Origin of the sequence: Sandarakinorhabdus sp. (genome assembly GCF_031422795.1) — a bacterium.
GTDB lineage: Bacteria > Pseudomonadota > Alphaproteobacteria > Sphingomonadales > Sphingomonadaceae > Sandarakinorhabdus.
The window spans coordinates 1-4599 of record NZ_JANPML010000068.1 but is presented as its reverse complement, the minus strand read 5'-3'; the positions used below and the strand labels follow the sequence as shown (position 1 = coordinate 4599).

General features: G+C 60.7%; 5 protein-coding genes. 3 read left to right on the top strand and 2 right to left on the bottom strand.

All coding sequences use genetic code 11. The annotated features are described in order from the left end of the window. From RMO81_RS02830 to RMO81_RS02820, 3 genes are all read left to right on the top strand, one after another. On the top strand, window positions 1-216 hold a 216-nt coding region (locus RMO81_RS02830), incomplete at its 5' end, for a hypothetical protein (RefSeq protein ID WP_310474216.1). A 124-nt stretch (window positions 217-340) separates the two neighbouring features. Beyond that, on the top strand, window positions 341-787 hold the full coding sequence (locus RMO81_RS02825; RefSeq protein ID WP_310474215.1) for a pilus assembly protein: 447 nt from the start codon (window positions 341-343) through the stop codon (window positions 785-787). Continuing rightward, complete coding sequence (locus RMO81_RS02820) at window positions 777-1964, top strand: pilus assembly protein (RefSeq protein WP_310474214.1); 1188 nt, start codon at window positions 777-779, stop codon at window positions 1962-1964. Before RMO81_RS02825 ends, RMO81_RS02820 begins: the two co-directional genes overlap by 11 nt. Before the next feature lie 329 nt (window positions 1965-2293). On the opposite strand, the gene RMO81_RS02815 is transcribed toward RMO81_RS02820, so the two are convergent. Beyond that, window positions 2294-2776 (bottom strand): pilus assembly protein, encoded by a 483-nt coding sequence (locus RMO81_RS02815; protein ID WP_310474217.1) that lies wholly within the window; start codon window positions 2774-2776, stop codon window positions 2294-2296. Window positions 2777-2874: 98 nt separating this feature from the next. Further along, window positions 2875-4422, bottom strand: coding sequence for an amidase (locus RMO81_RS02810; protein ID WP_310474213.1), 1548 nt, complete (start codon window positions 4420-4422; stop codon window positions 2875-2877). Window positions 4423-4599 lie beyond the last annotated feature (177 nt).

Below are 4599 nucleotides of genomic sequence, written 5' to 3'. Positions count from 1 at the left end.
GGCCTGTCTTTTGGTCGCAGTCTAGCGGCCTCCTTTTTGATCCCGGTTTATTTCATCGAGACGCGGATACGCCCCGATTCGCGGGTGATTCGCGCGATTCTGGCTGTCGATATCGCAGAAGCGGTGTTCTTGGAGCGCCGCTTGCCCTCGCCTGCCATTTGGCGATTTACCGTGTTGCATACATCGGTTCGGCTCTTCTATTTAAATAATGCTTAACAATGATTCACTAATGTTACAGTCGAATATTTGACTCCTGACTTGGTTACTGAGATATAGCGCAACTATTGGGTCGCTGTGTTGCGTATAAGTTCCTGTCTCTCGGAGATGGGGGAGGGTTTGTATGCTTAAGGTTTATTTTACTAGTGTTAGTCGCCCTTTGAGTGGAATTTTCCGCTCCAGGCAGGGCGCTACCGCCACAGAAATGGCACTGATACTGCCACTACTGACTAGCATGTTGTTCGGCGTGTTCGAATTTGGCACGGTGGTCTATGCGTACAGCGGGATGCAGTTTGGCGCCAATCGTGTGGCGCGCACCGTCTCAGTCAACCGTATGACCAGTGCCCAGGCGCGCACCGCCGTCCAAAACTATGTTCCGGCTTGGGCGCGCAACGACGTCACCGTTTTGGTGAGCCAGTCGAACCCGTCCGATACCAACATCAACCTGGTCAACGTCCAGCTGTCGATCGCCGCCGACAAGGCGACTCCATTGCCGCTGCTGACACGCATTGCGCCCTGGCAACTCACGTCAACTGTGGTGATGAAGCAGGAGCTTCCCTATGTCGATTGATGCACGTCGCAAGCGCCTTCTGAGCCGGCTGCGCTCCGGCCGGCAGGGTGCCAGTGCCGCCATTTTTGCGCTGATGATGCCGGTCATGGCCGGCGGTCTGGCGCTGGGCGTCGATTTCAGCCTGTACAACATGGTGCACCACCGCATGCAGAACACCGTGGATGGTGCCGCGCTTGCCGCAACCGACGAAATCGAACGTGCCGGTGATGTGACAGCCAAGGCCCTGGAATTCACCAGCAACGAACTGCCCGACGAATATACCGGCATGACCACGGCTGCCGATGTGACCCTGGGTGTTTATGACAATGCCAACGGGTTCCGGCCCGACAACAGCAGCGATGCCAATGCCGTGCGGGTGCGCGCCGAACGGTCGCCGGGCCGCAGCAACGGGGTCAACCAGCTTTTCTCCAGCATATTCAGCAATGACGTCAAAAAGATTTCGGTGGAGGCAATTGCCGCCCGCCCGGTGAACGTCTTCTATCAGCCGCCGGAAAGTCGCACGCTTGATCCCGAGGCTGGCGACTTTAACGAGATCTATGTTTACTGCTATGACACGCAGGGCACGGGACCGGCGGCGTCAAGGCGCACACAGATGACCTTGGTCTCAAACAATATGCCGCCCAACAGCAACATCGCGCAAGCCTCGGGCGGGGTCATCGCGGCCAATCCCCCGACAACGCCAACCTGGCCCCGTTGCATGCAGGAAGGTCAGACCTTGTCGATCCGCCTGCGCAACTTCCGGCACGTCAAGAACAACCCGCAGCTGTGGGCCAATCCCTACGCCACGATCAACCGCGTGCAGCCAGGCCGCGCCGAGCATAACTATTTCACCGATACGCAGATTGAGGATTGGGTCGAACAGTTTGATTTGCAGGGCAAGAACATCCTTGAAACCGTGCGCTGCGATACTTCGGCGCAATGCACGCCCGGCAATTCCAATTCGACCATTCCCTCGGGCCGAAACCGCGGCAATACCCGCAGCCGTGAAAGCCGGCCGTGCGAGCCGGGCAAGTTCATGTATTTCGGTTTCGAGGATCGTCCTCCCAACCAGACCGGTGCTAGCGGGAACTGGATGCAGCCGGCGTGGACTGATTCGGACTATGACGACATCCGCATCGTGATGCGCTGTCCCAATAGCGGTCGCCTGGGTGATGCGTTCGTGCGGCTGGTGAAGTGAACCGGGCAGTTCGCGGCCCCGGAATAATTGCCTGATGGCCTGAACTCAGCTGGCTGTGTGCAATCGGATGACCAGCAGCGGCCGCGAACTATCACCGGCCCCGCTTGCATTCAAACTGAGCCGCTCACGCCGAGCTTGTCGAGGCACCGACCACCCTTGGTGCGTGACTCGACAAGCTCGGCATGAGCGGGTTTGGCGGTTCTACAATCTGCGATCAGCTTTCGCTGAAATGCGATCTGCCCATTGATGCTGCTTCGATCAAGGAACCAGCAGGCTATGGTCGGTTGCTGTTCTTTCGCTCTGGTCAGGCGTCGATCAGCACAACGACATCAATCATCATCACCATCGTCATCATCACCATCGTCGCCATCATCGTCATCATCGATGCTGCGATCATTCACGCGCGGCATCGCGACATGAGCGGTGAAATTCTCCGGCATGGGGACCAGGCCCAGAATCGCGGCACTCGATCCCGGAACCGTCACCGTCATCCGGGCCAGCCCATCGTCATCGACCACGCTGCTGACGGTAGCACCGCTTGCAACCCAGCCCGGCAGCGCCGCGCGGGTTGCGGCCTCAGCCACCGCGAAATTGGTGCCGAACACCATTTGGCGGGCACCGGTGCGCGCGGCGGTTTCCATCGCATTGACGGTGTAGATGGCAAAGCCAAACTGTAGCACGCCGAACATCATCGTTGCCATCAGCGGCACAATAAGCGCGAACTCTGCGGCGACCGCACCGCTGCGCCCCAAGTTTAGCTGGCTCCCCAAGTCCCGCCGAACAATGCCGCGCTTCTGTTGCCGAATCTTCATAATACGCTCTCTACTCAATACTTGATTCTCACTAACTACAATAAACTGTTGCGTCGATTTCCACAAGCGCAAGCTTCTGACCGAATCAATTGATTCGGTTAACGAATTGCCGCTGAAAACAGCTTCTGTACATCAGTGGATTCCTCAACCGTCTGCACAAATGTCGGGATCAGTTTCATCGCTGGCGCCGCCTGTTCAAACGCAAATCCCAGCGCCAGCAGCCGCGCCTCGCTCCAGGCCGGGCCGATGAAGCTCAACCCCACCGGCAGCCCGCGCACACCGCCCATCGGCACGGTGAGGTGCGGATAGCCGGCGACAGCCGCCAGCCCGCCGGCGCCGCCACCCGGTGACTGATCGGCATTCACCGGATCGATGAACCAGGCCGGCGCGGCAGTCGGCGCAATCAGCGCCTCAACCTTGGCATCGGCCAGCATCTTGTCGATGCCTTCCTTGCCGGCCAGTCGCAGCGAGGTTTCGCGGGCCTTGAGATAGGCAGGGTCCGTAAGTCCTTTGGTCAATTCGGTTTTTTCAAATGTATCCTGCCCGAATAACCCCATTTCGGCAGCGGCGTTGGCCTTGTTGAAGGCGATCACATCGGCCAGCGTCCGGGTTTTGACCGTGGCCGGCGTGGTGGCCAGATAGGCGTTCAGATCGGCCTTCAGCTCGCTCAACAGCACCATGAATTCGTTGGGGCCGATCTCGCGGCGGTTGGGGCTGGCCGTGATGTCCACCAGCACGGCGCCCTGCGCCTTCAACACCGCCAGCGCGGCTTCAAAACGCGCATCCACGCCGCCGTGCCAACCGGTTGCCCAGCGCAGCACGCCGATGCGGGCGCCCTTCAGCGCATCGGGTTTAAGCCCGGCGACATAGTCGGTCTTGCGCGCATCGGCGTCTTTCGTGGCCGGATCGGCCGGGTCACTGCCGGCCATGGCGCTCAGCAACCGCGCTGCCATCTTCACGTCGCGCGTCATCGGCCCGGCGGTATCCTGGCTGTGGCTGATGGGCACGACGTGGGTGCGGCTGACCAGGCCGACCGTGGGTTTCAAGCCAACAATGCCGTTCACTGCGGCCGGGCAGGTGATGCTGCCATCGGTTTCGGTGCCGATGGCGGCATCAACCATCTGCGCCGCCACCGCAGCGCCGCTGCCCGACGATGATCCGCAGGTGTTGCGCGACAGCGCGTGCGGATTGCGGGTCTGGCCGCCCACCGCGCTCCAGCCCGAAATCGAGGCATCGGCACGAATGTTCGCCCATTCCGAAAGATTGGTCTTGCCGATCAGCACCGCGCCCGCCGCGCGCAGCCGCGCCACGAACGGCGCATCGCGGCCCGTTACATTGTCTTTCAAGGCCAGGCTGCCCGCTGTGGTGGGCAGCGGCCCGGCCATGTCGACATTGTCCTTTACCAGGATCGGCAGGCCAAACAGCGCCCCGCGCGCCATGCGCTGGCGATCGAGTGCGCGCGCCTGATCCAGCGCACCGGGATCAACTGCGATCACCGCATTCAGCTTGGGATTCAAGGCCTTGATCCGCGTCAGTGCCGCAGCCGTGTTGGCTTGCGCCACCCCCACCGGCACGACCTGTGCGCTCCCCGCTGCAGACTGAGCAGCCAGCACACCCGCCACCAGCATCATCGCCTGCACCCGCATCCTTGCCCCCTGTTGCAAATGTGTAACGCCGCGATCTTGCCCGGCGTGGCATGATTTGCAACTGCGGCACATCGGTTTAGAGATATTGCTGCAGTTGCGAACAAGCAGGATTTCAACGGGTGCAGCCAATCGGCACGAGCGCAGCAAGGGAGGGAGGGCGATGACCGCGGCTGGCTC

What these genes read in the sequence shown, in the direction of transcription:
- RMO81_RS02820 (WP_310474214.1), top strand. Translation starts at nt 777, where the DNA reads ATGTCGATTGATGCACGTCGCAAGCGCCTTCTGAGCCGGCTGCGCTCC.
- RMO81_RS02815 (WP_310474217.1), bottom strand. Translation starts at nt 2,776, where the DNA reads ATGAAGATTCGGCAACAGAAGCGCGGCATTGTTCGGCGGGACTTGGGG.
- RMO81_RS02825 (WP_310474215.1), top strand. Translation starts at nt 341, where the DNA reads ATGCTTAAGGTTTATTTTACTAGTGTTAGTCGCCCTTTGAGTGGAATT.
- RMO81_RS02810 (WP_310474213.1), bottom strand. Translation starts at nt 4,422, where the DNA reads ATGCGGGTGCAGGCGATGATGCTGGTGGCGGGTGTGCTGGCTGCTCAG.